The organism is Sphingobacterium sp. xlx-96 (assembly GCF_011007365.1).
Lineage (GTDB): Bacteria > Bacteroidota > Bacteroidia > Sphingobacteriales > Sphingobacteriaceae > Sphingobacterium > Sphingobacterium luzhongxinii.
This window is the reverse complement of the sequence record NZ_WFKM01000003.1, coordinates 95,892-114,044: the sequence shown is the minus strand read 5'-3', so window position 1 is coordinate 114,044 and position 18,153 is coordinate 95,892. Positions and strand designations below refer to the sequence as shown.

Annotated in this window: 17 protein-coding genes; 4 read left to right on the top strand and 13 right to left on the bottom strand. The window is 39.8% G+C overall.

Features of this window, described 5'->3' with window-relative positions:
- Positions 1-79: 79 nt before the first annotated feature.
- The 3 genes from G7B20_RS06080 to G7B20_RS06070 all read right to left on the bottom strand — a co-directional run bounded on the left by G7B20_RS06080 (position 80) and on the right by G7B20_RS06070 (position 3,147).
- Positions 80-658, bottom strand: a complete 579-nt coding sequence (locus G7B20_RS06080; protein WP_164109325.1) for a DUF4136 domain-containing protein — start codon at positions 656-658, stop codon at positions 80-82.
- Between the two features lie 144 nt (positions 659-802).
- A complete protein-coding gene (locus tag G7B20_RS06075) occupies positions 803-2,443 on the bottom strand; it encodes an NAD+ synthase (protein ID WP_164109323.1) in 1,641 nt (546 codons plus the stop codon).
- 41 nt (positions 2,444-2,484) lie between these two features.
- On the bottom strand, positions 2,485-3,147 hold the full coding sequence (locus G7B20_RS06070) for a porin family protein (protein ID WP_164109321.1): 663 nt from the start codon (positions 3,145-3,147) through the stop codon (positions 2,485-2,487).
- Between the two features lie 50 nt (positions 3,148-3,197).
- Here G7B20_RS06070 and G7B20_RS06065 point away from each other — a divergent pair, with 50 nt between their 5' ends.
- Complete coding sequence (locus G7B20_RS06065; protein ID WP_240452819.1) at positions 3,198-4,250, top strand: gliding motility lipoprotein GldB; 1,053 nt, start codon at positions 3,198-3,200, stop codon at positions 4,248-4,250.
- A gap of 20 nt (positions 4,251-4,270) precedes the next feature.
- On the opposite strand, the gene G7B20_RS06060 is transcribed toward G7B20_RS06065, so the two are convergent.
- The 8 genes from G7B20_RS06060 to panC form a co-directional block, all read right to left on the bottom strand.
- Complete coding sequence (locus tag G7B20_RS06060; protein ID WP_164109319.1) at positions 4,271-4,918, bottom strand: DUF6266 family protein; 648 nt, start codon at positions 4,916-4,918, stop codon at positions 4,271-4,273.
- Between the two features lie 332 nt (positions 4,919-5,250).
- Positions 5,251-5,850 carry an FKBP-type peptidyl-prolyl cis-trans isomerase gene (locus G7B20_RS06055; RefSeq protein ID WP_164109316.1) on the bottom strand — a complete coding sequence of 200 codons (600 nt, stop codon included), beginning with the start codon at positions 5,848-5,850 and terminating at the stop codon, positions 5,251-5,253.
- A gap of 82 nt (positions 5,851-5,932) precedes the next feature.
- Positions 5,933-6,616: an FKBP-type peptidyl-prolyl cis-trans isomerase gene (locus G7B20_RS06050; RefSeq protein WP_164109314.1), complete on the bottom strand. Its 684-nt coding sequence runs from the start codon at positions 6,614-6,616 to the stop codon at positions 5,933-5,935.
- Between the two features lie 216 nt (positions 6,617-6,832).
- Positions 6,833-7,318 (bottom strand): TlpA family protein disulfide reductase, encoded by a 486-nt coding sequence (locus G7B20_RS19585; RefSeq protein ID WP_164124244.1) that lies wholly within the window; start codon positions 7,316-7,318, stop codon positions 6,833-6,835.
- Positions 7,319-7,338: 20 nt separating this feature from the next.
- Entirely contained in the window at positions 7,339-9,579 is a 2,241-nt protein-coding gene (locus tag G7B20_RS06040) for a TonB-dependent receptor (RefSeq protein ID WP_164109310.1), read from the bottom strand.
- Positions 9,580-9,940: 361 nt separating this feature from the next.
- On the bottom strand, positions 9,941-10,306 hold the full coding sequence (locus G7B20_RS06035) for a hypothetical protein (protein WP_240452817.1): 366 nt from the start codon (positions 10,304-10,306) through the stop codon (positions 9,941-9,943).
- A gap of 6 nt (positions 10,307-10,312) precedes the next feature.
- A complete protein-coding gene (gene panD / locus G7B20_RS06030) occupies positions 10,313-10,663 on the bottom strand; it encodes an aspartate 1-decarboxylase (protein ID WP_164109308.1) in 351 nt (116 codons plus the stop codon).
- Between the two features lie 60 nt (positions 10,664-10,723).
- Complete coding sequence (gene panC, locus G7B20_RS06025; protein WP_164109306.1) at positions 10,724-11,569, bottom strand: pantoate--beta-alanine ligase; 846 nt, start codon at positions 11,567-11,569, stop codon at positions 10,724-10,726.
- Positions 11,570-11,716: 147 nt separating this feature from the next.
- On the opposite strand from panC, the gene G7B20_RS06020 reads away from it, so the two are divergent.
- Complete coding sequence (locus tag G7B20_RS06020) at positions 11,717-12,547, top strand: glycogen/starch synthase (protein ID WP_164109304.1); 831 nt, start codon at positions 11,717-11,719, stop codon at positions 12,545-12,547.
- Between the two features lie 41 nt (positions 12,548-12,588).
- Here G7B20_RS06020 and G7B20_RS06015 read toward each other — a convergent pair whose 3' ends face one another.
- Together G7B20_RS06015 and G7B20_RS06010 are read right to left on the bottom strand one after the other, a co-directional pair.
- Positions 12,589-12,909: a DUF493 domain-containing protein gene (locus G7B20_RS06015; protein ID WP_164109302.1), complete on the bottom strand. Its 321-nt coding sequence runs from the start codon at positions 12,907-12,909 to the stop codon at positions 12,589-12,591.
- Between the two features lie 131 nt (positions 12,910-13,040).
- Positions 13,041-15,302, bottom strand: coding sequence for a GH92 family glycosyl hydrolase (locus tag G7B20_RS06010; RefSeq protein ID WP_164109300.1), 2,262 nt, complete (start codon positions 15,300-15,302; stop codon positions 13,041-13,043).
- Between the two features lie 107 nt (positions 15,303-15,409).
- Between G7B20_RS06010 and G7B20_RS06005 the strand changes: the two genes are divergently transcribed.
- Positions 15,410-16,396: a LacI family DNA-binding transcriptional regulator gene (locus tag G7B20_RS06005; RefSeq protein WP_164109298.1), complete on the top strand. Its 987-nt coding sequence runs from the start codon at positions 15,410-15,412 to the stop codon at positions 16,394-16,396.
- A 465-nt stretch (positions 16,397-16,861) separates the two neighbouring features.
- Positions 16,862-18,148 (top strand): cytochrome c3 family protein, encoded by a 1,287-nt coding sequence (locus tag G7B20_RS06000; protein WP_164109296.1) that lies wholly within the window; start codon positions 16,862-16,864, stop codon positions 18,146-18,148.
- Positions 18,149-18,153: the final 5 nt, after the last annotated feature.

Below are 18,153 nucleotides of genomic sequence, written 5' to 3'. Positions count from 1 at the left end.
ATAAATGAATAAAACCGTTAGATCGTAAAATAAAGTAACGATCTAACGGTTTTTTGATTTAACTATTATTCTGATATTATTATTTTAGTATCGGCAAAGGGTATTCTTTCATGATGCCGGAGACTACTTTAGGTAGTTCGTTTATTGCTTTTTCCGGTTCATTAACCTCTGACGTACCTCTAGCTTGCCAGATAACATTATTTGTTTTGCGATCGATGGCCTCAAAGATAATGTGACCGTATCTCACTCTTTCTTTAGCAACCGGATAAGAACCACCATAATAGCCGCCCCAGCCCCAGTATCCACCCCATCCCCAAGGGCCACCCCATCCCCAGCCTCCATAATAAGGGGTGCTGTATATCATTCTGCTTTTATTGTTGACAATGGCAATATAGCGGAACAAAATATCCGGGTTATCTTTCGAATAGGTTAGACCACGAGCTTCAATTTCTTTGTTGGCTGTAGTCATAATATTACCCTTTGCAATATCATTGTTGTAATAGTCTTTGGATAGGGAATCCAAAGGCGGTAACCAGCCATAAGTCTTGAATTGACTGAAGTCGAGATTTTGAACACGCGTTGTATGGTATTTGTGCGAAGAACAAGATGCAAACGCTAAAAGTACAAATGCTGTTATAAATAGTGCTAAATTTTTCATATTTGCTTAATTTGATTTTAACCTGCAATATGGAATATCCCAACGAAGTTTATTCGTGATATGACGGACCGTGCTACATGGATATTTCATAACCAAACCTAATTATATACGGTATGACTGCTTGGAATTCAAAAGGTTTAACGTTTAGAAAGAAAATTTTGCAACTAACGGCATTTGTCTCCCTGAACCAAAAGCTTTTGGGCTTACTCTCAATATGGGGGGGGCCTGAAATCGTTTGAACTCAGCGTTATTTACCAATTTCGTAACTCGCCTGACTAGCTGCTCTTCAAAACCTAAGTGTATGATTTCAGACCCGGATTTTTCCAGTTCAATCAATTGGTAGAGGATAGCGTCTAGTATGGCGTAATCCGGCAGTGAATCCGAATCTTTTTGATCAGGCCTCAGTTCGGCAGAGGGAGGTTTTACGATCGTATTGATAGGGATGATTTCCCGCTCTCTGTTGATATATTTAGCCAATTCATAAGCTTGAGTTTTATACACATCGCCAATTACACTTAATGACCCCGCCATGTCACCATATAGGGTGCCATAACCAACAGCTGCTTCGCTTTTGTTGGAGGTATTAAGAAGGATGTGACCAAACTTGTTGGAAATAGCCATTAATAAGGTGCCCCGGGTGCGGGCTTGTATATTCTCTTCTGTCGTGTCTGCCGATAAGCCCTTGAAGGCATCACTTAAAGTTTCTTCAAAAGATTGAGCGATCTCTTTTATGGGTAACACGAGGTGTTGACAACTTGTATTGTTTACCAGATCCAATGCATCTTTAAGAGAATGCTCGGTAGAATAGACCGAAGGCATTAATACGGCCAATACATTATCTGCACCTAAGGCTTCGACGGCTAGAGCTGCTACGATAGCAGAGTCTAATCCGCCCGATAGACCTAATACGGCTTTTTTAAACCCCGATTTGGAGAAATAGTCCTTCAGACCCAAGATCAAAGCTTGATGTATACGGGCAGTTTCTGTTAGCTCTTCGGGTCTAAAATCAATATTAGGCTGTAGATCGCCCCTTTCTAAGGTAACATATTGCAGATCCTCTTCGAAGGCCTGGAGTTCAGCAATGATGGATGCACTTTTAGTCATAGCGAGTGAACGGCCGTCGAAAATGATATCCGTGTGAGCACCAACTTGATTGACATATATTAAAGGCGCATTAGCCTTCAAAGCATTTGCGCTCAGTACTGCTATGCGTTTTTCGTAATGTACGTATGAAAATGGAGACGCTGCAATATTAATGATGAGATCCGGCTTTTCCTGGGCCAATTCCAGCATCAGATCGCCTTTATAAGAATTGTCTAGGTCATTGTCCCATAAATCTTCACAAACAGTGAGTGCGATTTTGAGGTCAGATAGTTCAATACAGTGTAGATCGCGGTTTGGTTCAAAATACCGGTATTCATCAAATACATCGTAGTCCGGGAGTAAGGATTTTTTGTAGCTATTTTGTACTTTACCTTTAGACAGAACTACCGCTGCATTGGACAAGGCTTTTCCTTCTTCCCTGCCATTACGTATAGGAGCACCTATAATACAGTCGATAGTATCACAGCGCGTTGCGATCCGGGATAAGGACTGTTGACATTGATCCAGGAAAACAGCGTTACGCAGAAGATCTTTTGCCGGATAGCCCCCTATTGCCAGCTCAGCAAATACGATAAGATTTGCGTTTGCTTGCTTGGCCAGGTCAATGGCTTTAAGTATTTTTTCTTCGTTTTGTTCAAAATTACCAATATGATAATTAAGCTGGGCTAATGCTATCTTCATACCTGTTTTAACTTGTTTTCCGCTTTGTTAGATTCTTTTGTTTAAAAAAGCAAGCCTATATTTACTGCTGCATAAGATGATCTTGGCTTGCCGTCTTTTATAGCTCTCGTAAAGCCATTATTGAATGTCAAACCGGTCATAAATCCCATATCATTGCCCAGTCTCCATTCCGCACCGCCACCAATCTGAAGACCTAGGCGGAATAAATCTGCGCCGCTCATAGACCGTTTGTCATCACCCTCATACTTTTCTTTCGCCGATACTTTTACACCCGCCGTAAAACCAAACTGTCCATAGAATCTGCCGAGCTCATTTTCTGTGCTTTTTAGTTTGATTGTCAACGGTACTTCTACGTATTTCAGCGAAATGTCTTTATAGTCAGGGATAGCAAAGTCATTTTGATCAATATTTAGGAATACAGGCTCTGTGCGGCTGTTAATGGAGTTGATTAATAGCCCCGTAGAGAAATAGTAATTTTTTGCGAAACCAAGGTCGGCAATTAGACCGTAAGAAAAACCGAGTTTAGGACTAGACTCCTGATCGTTCTCGTAACGCAACCAGCCAAGATTCGGATTTACACTAAGACCTAAACGTATATTTTTTTCTCTACCGCTGTAGTAGCTCTGTGCGTAAGCTTTCTGTGCTGAAATAAAGATGCTACATATAAAAATGAAAGAAAAGAAAGCCTTTGTAATATGGACCATAGTTTTTAATTGTTATATAAATTATATTTTTGTGTTTTAAGTTGATAGCTATGTATCTGAAACTATTGCAAAAATATTCCTTTTTTTTAATTATTACTCTTTTCCACGTCACAATAAGTTCCTGTAGTCAGGAAGACGCCATAAAAAGGCCGGACGTCTCCAAGATAGATCTCGCTGTTAAGATCGAGCGCTTCGATCAGCGGTTTAATACATTGAAAGACCCGGATATCATGCTTAAAAATAAGGAATGGCAGCAAGAATATCCTTATTTCTATTCGGACTACCTGAATCAAATGCTAGAAGTAGGCGATCCGAAAGATAGTTTGATACTGGCGGATCATTTACGCGAAATCCTGAAGAAAAAAGATTTTATAGATCTGGCTTATGAAGTTGCGCACAAATTCCCGAATTTGGATAAGCAGGAAAAAGAATTGACGAAGGCATTCAAGTATATTAAGTATTATTTCCCCGCATATAAGATACCTCGGTTTATCGCTTTTATGGGAGGTTTCTCCTTTCAGACTCCGATTGGAGAAGATTATGTTGGAATAGGATTGGATATGTTTTTAGGTGCCGATTCCAAATTTTATCCAGCGTTGGTGCGTTCTATTCCACTGTATATGTCGCGACGGTTTACCCCCGAAAACATAACACCACGTGTGGTAGAGACCGTACTGCGTGAAGAAATCCTTCAGCAAGATAATGTCAATCAGAATACGTTGCAGCACATGCTGTACAACGGGAAGATATTGTATGCGATGGATGTGTTGTTGGAGGAGACTTCCGATGAGACAAAAATAGGCTATACGCCGGAGCAGCTTGCATGGACAAAGAAATATCAGCAAGATATCTGGGCCTGGTTTCTCCAAGAGGGGCTTTTGTACGATACGGATTACCTAAAGACGCAAAAATACTTTACGGACGCACCTTTCACTCCAGAGCTGGGCGAGAATAATGAATCAGCACCCAAGTTAGGTTCTTATATAGGCTGGATGATGGTACGCAAATATATGGAGCATCATCCCGAAATCGACCTTGCAGCGCTTTTCAAGGAGAAAGACGCACAAAAGATATTGGAGCAGTCTAAGTTTAAAGGTAAATAATAAGAGGACATTCTCAGCCGTTAAGCTGTAACTGTACCGACATAAATACTGTCTATTCTTTGATTGCTATGATCTGTTGCGACAAAGCCAAGGTGGATATGATAGAGCTTATCCTTGTCAGGAGAGGCTGGAATAATCATATCTTCTTGTCTATGTGTTAGATCTTTATTCAAAATATCGCCGCAGACATCAAGATTTGGATCTTCGGGTATAGCTATGAAAAGCGTACGAAAGAAGCCATCACCGTTAACTGTCTTTGGATCGTAATCCCAATGGCAACTTAGTATGCCATCTTCATAGGTTATTGTCGCTCCTGTCAATGGGGATCCAATTCCTTTACTGATGTGGAATAAGGAATGGTCGATGTAAAAACCATTGTCGTCAGACTTTACGGCATTGTTTAGAGTGTAGGACATTGCCGAGTTGAAGGCAGTCTGGTTCTTGCTATAATTGTGAAATCCAAGTCTTAATACCTCCGTAAGGATACTTAAAAACTTTTGCGTGTAGCCAAATTTGCCTCGATTTTTTTTCTCATCTGTTGAGAGTTTACGTTTTTTATTGACTCGAGGTCTGCTACGGACACAATCTTTATCTTTCCATTTATAATATACGAGAGGCCCAACTTTCCCTCTAGCAGATCCCATAGGTCCATTTTCAGTTTTTCCCATCTTACTTTAAGTTTATTTAGTTGATACTAAATATACTAAATAATAGGGGACAAGTTAATATCTACTTATATTTTAAAACAAAATAAATCAGGATACTACATGTATGTAACAAGGAGATTATTCGTTTCTATCCGAATGAAGTCCGTATAATCTCCGTATAATGTCCGAATAAAATACCTATTATATAATAACTTGTACTCGAGTTGATACCTAGTTAATCCCTAGAGGGCTGTAGGGGGAGGTAGGGAGGAGGATGGTGAAAAGGTATACAAAATAAAAACACAGTGCCCAATTTTTGGGACACTGTGTTTTTATTATTATTTTAAATGCCTTTATTTATTGGGGTTATGATCTTTTATGCTGACCACTTCAATTTCAAAATATAAGGGTGAATTTGCGGGTATTGTACCCACGGAGCTATTACCATAGGCAAAATAAGAAGGGGTTATTATTCTTATTTTACTCCCTTTCTGTAGTCCCTTTAAAGTAAGGCCACCAATTTTATGTTCGCCTATGCTTTTTGGCATAAATGCATAGTACCAAGCAGAGATATAGTCCGTTGTTTTTCCTGACATTCCGGCTTCAGAAGTATTACTATCAAAAACAGTTTCATTGGATATTAACTTGCCTGTATATCGAACCGTAATATCCGCAGGACGAACCATTTTCGTGTTATATCCGTTATAGACAGTGTCAATAACCTTGTATTCGTAGCTCCCTTCTTCCCCAGGGTTAATTACTTCAAACCAAATTCCTGTGGTGTCACTAGAAATGTTCATGTTGGGATATTTACTTTTAGCATATGTTGCTATTATACCCTTTTCTTCTTCAAATCTAGTGGCAGCATCAAAAGTGTCTTCATTTTTACTACAAGAGCTGATAAGTAGGATCAAGCCGAAAGCAGAGACTATGTTCGTTAATATTTTTTTCATTTATATATTTACGTGTTTTGGTTTTGTGATATAAAAAAGAGAAGACAATTGTCTTCTCCTTTAAATATAAGTCTTTTTTTACTTATTGAATACTTAATACTTCAAAGTCATAAACAAGTGGCGAATTTGCTGGGATTGCTTTATCTCCAGTTTGACCATTGCCTCTTGCTCCGTACGCCCAATATGAAGGTGTTACTACAATAATTCTACTTCCTTTTTTCAAACCATTTTTAGTTAGCCCACCAATAACTCTAGTATCCTGCTCGTTTACTCTGATATTATATGGGAAGAATGATAAATACCATGCGGTATTGATTACTTTCGAAGCATTAGTGCTAAAATCATACTCTCCACCACCTTCGTTTTCAACAAGAGTTCCATTTTCTAAAGTTGTACCATCTAATAATCTTGCTGTATATTTCAAGGTTACTTTTGGAGCAACAACTGGTAAACCGTAGCCAGAGGTGTTAATTTGGTATTTATATGCCTGCTCGTTCTCATCGCTTACAGCTGTGATTACTTTATACCACAATCCTCTTTTAATGGTTTTGCCTAAATAGTTGTAAGTAATCTTCAAACTATCCTCTTGAAAAGTTTCATCTATGTAATTCTCAATTATCGCTCTATCTTTGGTGAAAATAGAATCTATAGCTTTTTCTTGTTTTAAATTATCTGCATCATAGTCATAATCGTCTTTACTGTTACAAGAGGCAAACATCACAGTACCAACTGCAGCGAACAATACGGTCTTAAATAGATTTTTCATTGTATATAAATTGTTTTTTAGTGGCAATAATATACACCTGGTTTTAGCCTAGGGATATATACGTTTATAAATTTAATTGTTATTTAACGGTTAAAACGCTAAAATTAAATGAAGCGCTACATAATTTTGTTAAAATTAGTAAAATTTTAACAACTGCTTTAAAACTAGGCACTTTGTTTTCGTCTTATATCCCTTAAATCTATTTACTATTCCACTTTAGAGCAGTTCTTTTTCTAGGGTATATAATAACTCGTTTATCTGTTGTGGGCGTAGTACTCCGCCATGTCGAAAACGTACCTGGTAGTTTTTGTCCAATAGTACCCACGTTGGAAATGCCAGTTTATTGGGGCCATTTAACGTTACTGCTAGCTCATGGGTACCGACATGGGCACCGGTAGGTTTGAAGACGTATTCCTTTCCTTGAAATTGGATAGGATCTTTACTTTCCGCGTCAAATTCTACATAGTAGAATAGATGTTCCATTTGAAGGAACTTTTTGTTTTTGCGGATTTGTAGTTTTTGCATCTGGCAATATTGACACCATTCCGTAGAAAGTAAGACCAGGACTGGTTTAGCATCATGCGTTAATAGACTGTCGACATATGCAATGGATATCGGTTTTATTTGTGACAGGCTAGTGCCTGTCACAAATAAAACCGATATTAAAAGTAAAGCTCGTATGTGGGATAGATATTTCTCCATTAACAATTTACCATCAACCATTATTTAAATACATTATACCTTACGCCGAGGAAGCCGCGAATTCCCTGATTAGGCCCGTATACGTAGTTCGGGTCAAATGGAGGGAGGCTAGAGTCTTGAATGTCCTCAAATGGATCATGTGCCCGGGCGATTAAGAATGGTAGGCCTTTTGTTGGTGTCCAGTTCAATAGATTTTTTACGCCACCAAATACTTCGATACCATGTTTGAAGTGCTTTGTTAGCTGTATGTTCTGTATACTGAAAGCTTTAGACTGTTCTGGGCGTGGGTCGGTATAATCTGGTATGCCTACTAATACGGGTAAGTGCATAGGGCCTATTATGTTTCCTGTATAATCAATATTTAATCCAATCTGTTTAATGTTGTAGCCAATAGTCCATGTTCCCATATACTTTTCGGTGAGTTTCTGTACTTCACGTATGCCGTTCTCTTCGCTGTATACATCCATTATCGTACCGCCGATCATGGCTTTCAGTCCGCTGTGATGTGCCCAATCCAGGTTCAGAGATATTCCTTTGGAGATAGCGTGGCCATCTAAATTGGAATAGATAATCTGTTTTACGTTCGTGTCGTAGTCTGGGATAATTTTATTGGTAAAGTACGTGTAGAAGCCTGTCGCATCAATAGCGAAGACTGATCCGTTATCGGCATAGAACTTCTTTACATAGTTGACATTTGCATTCCATGACGTTTCCGGCTTTAGGTCACCATCGAAGACCACATCGCGTGCGCCAGTCAGGGCAGCATGATCTTCTGTAAATACATTGGCTACTCGATATCCATTACCACCGCCAATACGCAATACCTGACTTTTGTCTTTGGAATTCCATTTGTAATTGATCCGTGGAGACACAATGCTTCCATGTAGCGAGTTATAGTCGTAGCGTGCTCCGATTAGCAATTTGTGTTGCGGGTGTAGTGTGATTTCGTCCTGTAAAAATAAACCCGGTAAGTGCGTATGTGATACCTCGGCTGTAGCAGGCGTATTGTCGTCATAGTATGTGTACCGATAGGCAAGCCCTGTTAATAAATCATGATTCTTTAGGGTTTTATTCCAGGTCAGTTGACCGAAGAAAATCCGTTGATCCGCCATGTATGGTGTGGTGCCATAGTAGCTGTTTTGATTGTGACCATTGGCACTTATGGAGAGTGAAAAGTTTTCACTGCCTGGCAAGTCATAAATCCCCATTAGTTCCCATCGTTTGGTGTAGATACTTTCGGCATAGACTTCATTACCTCCACGGTATTTTTTGTTCCACTGCATCTCACCGCCCCAACGGTCTTCATACACGTAGCGACCCGCTACGGAGAATGTTTTATTGTCTTTGCGTGCGAAATTCCATTTGTTGAATATGGAGATTCGATCTTGTAGGGTTACATCCGTGAAGTTATCATTGTTTTTGTCGATCGGGTTGGAATAGTTAAAGTAGTTTACTCCCAATAGTGATTGGGCAGAGCCGACTTTAAACTTACCACCAAGGTCAAGGTTGTATTCCTGCCAGGTGGTTCCAAATGTTTCCAAGCTAAATAGGGGGGCGTTGGATGGAGCTTTTGTGATAACGTTAATTAGACCTCCAACAGCTTCACTGCCGTATAGCGTGGACGCCGGTCCCTTGACAACTTCAACGCGTTCGATCAGTGCTTGTGGAATACCATTTAATCCGTACACCGTTGATAGACCCGATACGATAGGCATACCATCGATAAGTACCATGGTATAAGGTCCTTCTAGGCCATTGATGTGGATATCTCCGGTGTTACATATGCTACAGTTGATCTGCGGACGTACACCGTTGATATTTTGAAGTGATTCGAAGATGGTCGGAGCTGGATTGGCCCGGAAGAACTTGGCGGTATACACCTCTACCGGGATCGGGCTGTCTAAGCGGGATACTTCTTTCAAGGTACCGGATACAACGACCTCATCCAGGTTGCGGTTGTCTTTTTCCAAGATAAAGATGTTTCCGTTTTTGTATGTTGATTTTTCAACAGTCTGCTGTACAGTCACATATCCTATTGCACGAATGGAGATTTTTGTTTTTGAAGTTGGTAATGGTAGCTCGAATTTACCATCAGATGCAGTTTTTGTTCCAGTGCTGCTTCCTTCAAAGCGCACTGTAGCATTTTCTAGCGGATTGCCGTCTGCATCGTGGACGTAACCGGCTATTTGTTGTGCATATACACTGAGTGTGTGGCATAGTATAAATATGGCCGTGACAAGGCCATAGTAAAATTTAGACATAATAATATCTTGTGCTTGATATTGGGTGCACGACAAAAACTCGATTTATAAACTATACCGTCATTCCGCTGTGTTCCGAATTTATTCGTGAATCGAATCGGAGAGCCTACTCGGAACATCGGAGGATCTACAAGCTATATCTTTAGACCCGTTCGACTCCACTGCATTCCGCTCAAGGTGACGTTTACTGTCATTAGCCTTCGATGTGTTTGTTTCAAAAACTCACCTCTGCAATGACATGTTTCTAGTAAAAACAGAAATTTGCCGTGTAACCTTTGATTAGTAATTTAATAAATTGAAAAATACAGATCTGCGAATCCGCAAATTTGCGAATCGACATATTTGCAAGTAATATTAATAACTAAACAAGTGCGGGCGGACCTCGGAGGTAGGTGTCGAGGTGTTCGGTAAAATGATAGGTTTTTGTGTAAGACGGGTAAGCTATATAGTCGAATTCCTGAAAGTAGGGCGCTTCGAATACCGTAAATACCGTCTCAATAAATGTCCCTTGAAAAACGACGTTAAGATATTGGATCTCCGCATCGTTCTTATGGTGGTGTTTGTCTTTTTTCTTGGTAAAGTTATAAGGGTGAATGTGTGTGATAATTTCACCCTTAGAAGTTACCTCTTTGTGCATAAACACTATTCCGCTGACGATAATGACAGACATCCACCCTGCAAGAAGGTAGGCGAATAGTCTGCGATATCTGGAAATAGTGTGTATCAAATTACTTTATTTTATCAGGCGATTGTGGTCGTCTGGAAATATCAATCTTGGTTCGTGTTTTTTTGCTTCTTCTCTTTCCATTGTCGCGTAGGAAACAATGATGACGATATCGCCCACTTGAACCAGTCTGGCAGCGGCGCCATTAAGGCATATGGTCCCAGATCCTCTTTGACCGGGGATGACATAAGTTTCTAAGCGAGCACCATTATTATTGTTGACTATCTGTACCTTCTCGTTGGCAATTATATCTGCTGCATCCATCAAGTCCTCGTCGATGGTGATGCTCCCCACATAATTCAGTTCGGCTTGTGTGACACGTGCCCTATGAATCTTCGACTTCATTACTTCAATCATCATAATACAAAATTAGCTTTTATCTTATTAAAAGTTGTCCTTTAAATTGTTATTTAATTGTTACTAGTTTAATAGCATGTTGTCTATAAGGCGTACACCTTCTACCCAGGCGACGACTAAGGCAACATATTTTTTAGATTGGTCTTTGGTGGTGGCTTCTTTCAAAGTTCGGGTCTCACATATGGCAAAATACTCCAATTTGACGTGTTCGTCTGTGGTCAACCTATCTTCGGCTTCCTGTTTCAAGGCGGTTAGTGTCTTGCTTTCAAAATCGACTTTAGTCTGTGCTAAGGTTTTGTAAAGAATTAAAGCCTCCTGTAGACCTTTATCGGAGAGACGTGCATTCCTGGAGCTCAGGGCCAGTCCATCACTACTGCGTATGGTCGGGCATATAATAAGTGAAATAGGAAGCTTTTTGAGATCAATCATGTGCTGTATGACCATCACCTGTTGAAAGTCCTTTTGTCCAAAGCATGCCACATCTGGTGACACGAGGTTAAATAGCTTGTGTACAATCTGTGTGACACCTTGGAAATGTCCAGGTCTTTGCGCGCCTTCCCATATTTTGTCCAGGTCTCCCAGATTTATTTCCCAACTTTCATTAGCTGAGGGATACATTTCTTCGACGGGGGGTAAGAAAAGGATGTCACATTGCTGCCTTTCCAACAATTGAATATCATTTGCAATCGGACGGGGATATTTCTCCAGATCCTGTGGGTCGTTAAACTGCGTGGGATTCACAAAGATACTACATACCACTACATCAGCAGCTTTTTGAGCTTCCTGTATCAGTGAAATATGGCCTTCGTGAAGGGCACCCATTGTGGGTACCAATGCAATCTTTTTACCAGCCTCTCGTAAAAGCTGTAGCTGGTGCTGAAGTTCGCTTTTTGTACTATATATTTCCATAGCTGCTTGAGCAAAATAGGGGACAAAATTGCATAATATATTTGTAATTAGAAAGGTGTCTTTTTTAATGAATTGTAAAATTTGGATATTATTCGTATCTTTGTAGACCGATTTTACTGTTCAAATAAATAAAAAAAGCAATTGGAGATGGCAAAAACGAAAATATTGTTTGTTACCCACGAGATGTCGCCTTTCCTTGAAATAAGTAAAATTTCTGAAATAACTCGTCAATTACCACAAGCTATGCAGGAAAAAGGATTCGAAATACGCATCCTAATGCCGCGATTTGGTAATATTAACGAGCGCAGAAATCGTCTTCACGAGGTGATAAGGTTGTCGGGAATGAATATAGTGGTGGATAATAACGATAATCCATTAATCATTAAAGTGGCTTCTTTGCCTGCGGCACGTATGCAGGTGTATTTCTTGGATAATGAGGAATACTTCCAAAGAAAGAAGATTTTTAGGGATGAGAGTGGAAAGTTCTTTGATGATAACAATGAAAGGTCATTGTTTTTCTGCAAAGGTGCTCTGGAGACAGTCAAGAAATTGGGATGGTCCCCAGATGTAGTACACTGTCACGGATGGTTTACAGCTATGATACCAATGTATCTTAAAAAGGTGTACCATGATGATCCTACGTTTAAAGATGCAAAGGTTTTCTATTCGTTGTTTAACGAGGATAAGGATTTTGCAGCTACGGATAGTCTAGGTGCTAAGTATGCCGGGATGGCTGCGCAGGAAGATGTTTCGGAAGCAGATGCCGGAGTATACGGTTCTGGAAGTTATGCGGATGTTCATAAAGGAGCGTTAAGTTACACAGATGTCGTGGTGATGGCAGATGATAATCTGAATAATGATGTTCTTCAATTTGTTGAGGATCAAAAAATCAGGGTGTTTAAGCCAGAATCTGCTGAGGATTACGAAAACTTTGCAACACTGTACGAAGAATTTGCTTCGGAAGAAGTAGAAGCTTAAAGGATATAAAAAAGGCTGTCATATTGACAGCCTTTTTTGTATTATAACATAATCACTTTTTCAATGGACGATACTTTTTTGTAATAATCAATAACATCATCGGCACTGTTTACAAAAGTCTCAATCGTCAACGAGTTGTATTTTCCCGTCTTTGAATCTTTTACCTGTATTTTTGTACTAGGGTGTTCAAAGAGTTTTTCTATTGCTAGTTTGTTCTCTTCTGTGGCAGGTACAATAAATTTAAAGGTATATAATGTGGGGAATTGCTCGACATCAACCAATTTTTCTCTGAAACTGGTGTAGAAGTCTTTTCCATCATTTTCATTGATGTCCTTAATGTTTATGTTTCCCAAATCTTTCATGTAATAATTTCCTTTCTTTCGAATGGTAATTGCAATTACTATGCCTATGTTATTTTGACAGATTAGGGCTTATAGCTTACAGACTATGGCCGATAGCTTATAGCCATCAGCCATCTGCTATCGGCCAATAACTATGGTCTTGTTTCTTTTGCTTTTCCGAATTTTTTATTCGGTTTTGATCCCATTTCAAAGACAAGCTTGCCTCCTTTAATTAAATCGGTATGCAGGATATAGCTTTTCTCGTAAGGATTACCGTTCCATGTTACTTTTTGTATATAGGCATTGTCGATTCCTGCATTTGTTACGTTAATTTCAAACTGCTTGCCATTTGGTAGATTTATTTTCGCAGATTCCATCAGGGGTGAACCAAAAACATATTTGCCGTCCATAGGATTTGCGGGATAGATACCTACAGCTGAAAATACATACCAAGCGCTCATCTGTCCGGCATCATCATTCCCACATAGGCCATTGGGTAATTCTGTATAGTATTTAGTCATAGCTTTACGGACCAATTCTGCGCCTTTCCATTGTTGACCGGCATAGGCGTACAAATAAGGTACATGATGGTTGGGTTCGTTGCCTTGTGCATATTGACCGATCATTCCCGATATGTCTGGGGAAGCATCGTCTAGTACTTCTGGTAGCTGAACGAACTCATCCAATTTGTTGATGAATTTTTGATCACCACCGAATAGATTGATTAGGCCATGCGCATCCTGGGGGACTAGCCAGGTGTATTGCCATGCATTTCCTTCGCAATAGTCATTTTCTCTATGTTTGGCCATGAGTGGATCAAATGGTCTACGGAATTTTCCGTCAGCATGCCTTCCTACAAAGTGCCCCACTTCTTTGTCAAAGTACTTTTCGTAAAGTTTATAGCGTTTCTCAAAATAGGTGGCTTCATCTTTTTTATTTAAGAATTTTGCCATTTGATAGGCTCCGAAATCAGCGATAGCGTATTCTAATGCCCATGCGACAGATTCGTGATCCATGCTGTCCATTGGGATGTAGTTGAGATCTCTGACGAATTTTAAACCGTTGTCATACCCCATAGCTGTGGTTTTTACCGCTTCGAAAGCTAATTCCTGATCCTCCTTGTCAATGAGACCTTTCAATAGCGCGTCTGCTACGACGGGTATTGCAGGTAGTCCGACCATGGTGTTTGTCTCGTTTGCCCAAAGATGCCATACAGGAAGCTTACCCTGTTGCTGATAAATCTTGAGCATGGTTTTGATGTAATCCTTATTCTTTTTGTCTTCAAGGATGGTCATCAGTGGGTGTAGTCCGCGATAGGTGTCCCAAAGTGAAAATAAGGTATAATTGTTGAAGTTTTCACGACCATGGATCTGTTTGTCTGTGCCCATGTAATCGCCATTGGCATCATTAAATAGGGTTGGAGCGAAATAGGAGTGGTACAACGCGGTGTAAAATACTGTTTTCAGTTTTTCATCCGCTTGATAATCAATCTTGGATAATACCTCATTCCACTTCTTTTTTGCGTTCTTTTTTGCCTGTTCAAAGTTCCAGAATGGAATCTCTTGTTGAATATTGTCTAATGCATTGTTGAAACTTACAGGGGAAAGGCCTACTTTTAGCTCGACCGGACGGCTGGGGTCGATGTCTATCAAGGCTTTGATGTTTTCTCCTTTTACAACTAGTGATCCATTGATCGGGGTGTTGACATTGTAAAACGTGATGTTTTTTAGTGAAGTGGAAGCTTTTATGGCAAAATATACTTTTTGATCATTTGCCCAACCTCTTGAAAAGCGATAGCCAACGATTGTGCTGTCATTGACGAGTTTTAAATAGGTATCGGTGGGTGTATCCCAGCCCATACGAAAGCTGAGGTCTATCAATAAATGTGCATTGTCTTTGTTTTGGAATGTGTATCGGTGATAACCGACACGTTCGGAGCTGGTCATTTCGGCCAGTATGTTGTAGTCTTCTAGGAGGACACGGTAGTAGCCCGGGCTTACAGCTTCGTTTGCTTTGCTGATCTTGGATCCGTAACCTTGATCCATTTTACCGAAGGGGGCGGGCGACAGGTGTTTCTTGCCTGTCGCTGGAAGGATCAAGATATCGTTGAGATCTCCTATTCCAGTGCCGCTGAGGTGTGTGTGTGTAAAGCCTAAAACTTCTTCGCTTTTATAGTTATAACCGCTACACCAATCCCAACCGTTGAATTTGTCCCAGGTCTGAGCAATCTGACTGGGGCCGAGTTGAACGGCTCCAGATGGGACGTTAGCACCGACAAACACGTGTCCGTGATCTGCAGATCCGATATAAGGATTCACGTATTGTGTGTAATCTGTTTGTTGTGCTTTACCTTGTCCCAAGCATAAGAATACAATGGCGACAGCAAACCGGATTTTGTTTGATTTGTACGTCATGAGTTTAGTTTATGAATATGATCTTATTTTTGTGAAGATAAAACCTTTTAGCAAATAATTGGTTATTTGCTTGCTAAAATTTTGTAATATTTTAGTAGTTTAGGGAAATGAAGAAGCGTTTATCTATTTCCGATATTGCCAAGAACCTAGGTGTTTCTGTAACTACTGTTTCGTTTATCTTGAATGATAAAGCTAAAGAAAAGCGTATAAGCGAAGCATTGACCAAAAGGGTTTTGGATTACGTGAATAAAGTAGGGTATAAGCCAAATCAGTTGGCCAAAAGTTTGAGAACAGGAAAGTCTAAGACCTTGGGCCTTCTTGTAGAAGATATTTCGAATTCTTTTTTTGCTAATATCGCGGACCAAATCGAAAAGTTAGCTTACGACTTTGGTTATCATATTGTGTATTGTAGTATGAATAATGATGTGAATAGGGCAAAGGAGTTAATACAGTTGTTTTACGATAGGCAGATCGATGGTTTTATCATTGCTCCTACGGAAGGGTTGACCGAGGTGATTCAGAAATTACTAAAAAATAATGTTCCTGTTGTTTTATTCGATCGGCATTTGGAAGATTTAGAAACGAACTTTGTTATTTCGGAGAATCATAATGGAGCATATTTGGGTACGCGTTTTTTATTAGAAGAAAAGAGAGCTTCCAGAGTTGGTTTGGTGACTATAAATTCCAATCAGTTGCAAATGCGTGGCCGTATGGAAGGCTATATGGAAGCGGTGGATGCGATGGGCAAAGACATGCTGATCAAGAAAATAGTGCGGTCGCAGGTCGATGAAGATACAATTCTACAAATAAGGGACTTTATACAGGATAATAGACTGGATGGGGTTTTGTTTGCTACAAATTATTTAGCGCTTTCAGGGTTGAAAGCTATAAAGCGATATGACCTTGATATTACAAAGGTCGTATCGTTTGACGAAAATGCTGTTTTCTCCTTGGTTGAACCTGCTGTATCGGCGATTTCCCAAAATATTCACGAAATCGCTAGAAAAGTAGTTGATATCTTGATTAATGAAATTAACGGTAAAAATCAGGGGCTTGTGCAGGTGGTTGTCCCTTGCGAAATTATTGCGCGTTAATAGTTGTTCTCTCTTTGCGGGCAATTTCTGGTAAGGGATCTCTACAGTGTTAGGGGTCTTTTTTTTTGTAGATTGTAGAAGCGATCTTTAGGATATGACCTTTTTTTGTTTTTTATAGCTTACATAGGTTTTTCTTTAGGCACAGATATCAAGGTAGTTGTTTTAATTTTATCAATAAATGATTTTCGCTACGTTAAATTGTTGGTCCTGTCACTTATTTTATAGATGATCCGTTTGCAAGTCTTTTTGTTGGAAGCATAGCTTTGTTTTTAGTATCGTGAGCTAAGTTTTCTTATTGCAGATGTAATTATTTAGAATGGTTTTAAATTGATATTTTGCGTCATTAAATTGTCAGGGATTGTTTATAAAGTCATACTTTTGTGCATTGTTTGGTAGGACTATGTGCTCCGGCAATAGAGTAAAGTAATTTTTATATTCATAAATAAATAGTATAAAGTGCTAAATATGAGAAATATCTCATCCGTATTGGGAAGACTTGCGAAGTCAATATCGATCAGTTTGGTATTGTTGTTTGCCGTTACAATGACATCCAACGCGCAGGATGCAAAAGAAGGAGCTGCGTTATTTAAGGCTAACTGTAGTTCTTGTCACAAAATTGATAAGAAATTTACAGGACCTGCATTGGCGGGTATGTCTGAACGGCATGATGAAGAGTGGTTGGTAAAATGGATTAAAAACTCTGGAGCGATGATCGCTGCTGGAGATCCAATGGCTAAGCAGATCTTTGAAGAGTTTAACAAGGTGCCTATGCCTGCGTTTACGCAGTTTTCTGATGATCAAATTAAAGGTATTATTGCCTTTGTTAAAGAGGAGGAAGCTCGTTTAGCTGCCGGACCTGCTGCTGGTGGTGCTGCTACCGGTGGTGCTGCTGCGAGTTCTGATGCTAATAATTTTATGATTATTGGTATGGCTGCTATTTTCTTGTTGGCTATCGGCGTGATTGTTATCTTAAGTCGTGTTACGAAGACACTGGAGAAGGTGATTGCAAACAACCAGGCGGCTGTAGAGGCGGCTCGTGTACGTAATGAGTCTGTTGAAGAGAGTGGCCGGGTTAAATTTGCTCAAAAATTTCTTAAGAACAAGAAGCTAGTTGGTTTTGCCGTACTGATGTTTGTTGGTTTATTGTCTGTTTTAGGATGGCAGGCAATGTGGAATGTGGGTGTGCATACGGGGTATAAGCCTGTTCAACCGATAAAATTCTCCCACCAAATACATGCTGGGGTGAATCAGATTGAGTGTCAATACTGTCATGGCGGTGCTTATAAATCAAAGAATGCCTCTATTCCTTCTGCAAATGTGTGTATGAACTGTCATAACACAATTACAGCGTCAGATCATTACAATGGAGAGACCTCTCCGGAGATATTGAAACTTTACCGTGCTGTAGATTGGGATCCAGATACACGTACGTATGGTGATAATCCACGTCCTATAGAATGGGTTAGAATTCATAACTTGCCTGATTTTGCTTATTTTAACCACTCGCAGCACGTTACTGTAGCTGGTTTGGAATGTCAGACTTGTCATGGTCCTATAGAGACTATGGAGGAGGTTTATCAGTACTCACCATTAACGATGAAGTGGTGTGTGGACTGTCATAAAACGACAGAAGTTAATGCTGATAATAAATACTATGATCAGTTGATCGAGGCACACGAGAAGTTGAAGAAAGGTGAAAAAATGACTGCAGCGATGATCGGTGGTCTAGAGTGTGGTAAGTGTCACTATTAATAATT